The organism is Devosia nitrariae (genome assembly GCF_030160115.1).
GTDB lineage: Bacteria > Pseudomonadota > Alphaproteobacteria > Rhizobiales > Devosiaceae > Devosia > Devosia nitrariae.
Window position 1 is genome coordinate 1 of sequence record NZ_BSNS01000035.1, and the last position, 801, is coordinate 801.

1 protein-coding gene is annotated in these 801 nt (G+C 64.7%); it reads left to right on the forward strand.

Going from position 1 to position 801, the window contains the following annotated elements:
- The coding region (locus QQK18_RS27360) for an aldolase/citrate lyase/malate synthase family protein (protein ID WP_488798415.1) at positions 1-801 on the forward strand (801 nt) is incomplete at both ends.

The window sequence follows — 801 nt, forward strand, 5'->3', positions numbered from 1 at the left end:
CTCCGCGCCTGCATGCGCGCGGTGAAAAATCGGCTGGCCTTCATCAACACCGGCTTTCTCGACCGGACCGGCGACGAGATCCATACCTCCATGCAGGCCGGCCCCGTGGTCCCCAAGGCTGCCATGCGAACGGCGAAATGGCTGTCTGCCTATGAGGACAACAATGTGGACGAGGGCTTGGCCGCCAAACTGCCCGGTCGCGGCCAGATCGGCAAGGGTATGTGGGCGAAACCCGATGCCATGGCCGAGATGCTCTCGGCCAAAATCGATCATCCCCGGGCTGGGGCAAGTACGGCTTGGGTGCCGTCGCCGACGGCCGCCACCCTTCACGCGCTTCACTACCACGAGGTGCACGTGGCCTCGGTGCAAAACACACTGGCGGGGCGGGAGCCGGCGAGCGTCGACGACATGCTGGTCGTGCCGCTGCTCGACGGGCTGAACCTCTCCGATGAGGTCGTGCAGCGGGAGCTGGAGAACAACGCCCAGGGCATTCTGGGCTACGTCGTTCGCTGGATCGATCAGGGCGTCGGGTGCTCGAAGGTGCCTGACATCGATAACGTGCCGCTGATGGAGGACCGGGCGACGCTGCGCATTTCTTCGCAGCACATCGCCAATTGGCTCATGCACGGCGTGATCGACGAACAGCAGGTGCGCAGCGCCATGGAGCGGATGGCCAGGGTGGTCGACGGTCAGAACGCCGGTGACCCGCGATACATGCCGATGGCCCCGACATTCGAAAAGAGCGTCGCTTTCCAGGCAGCGCTAGAACTCGTCCTGGAAGGCGCCCGACAGCCCAATGGC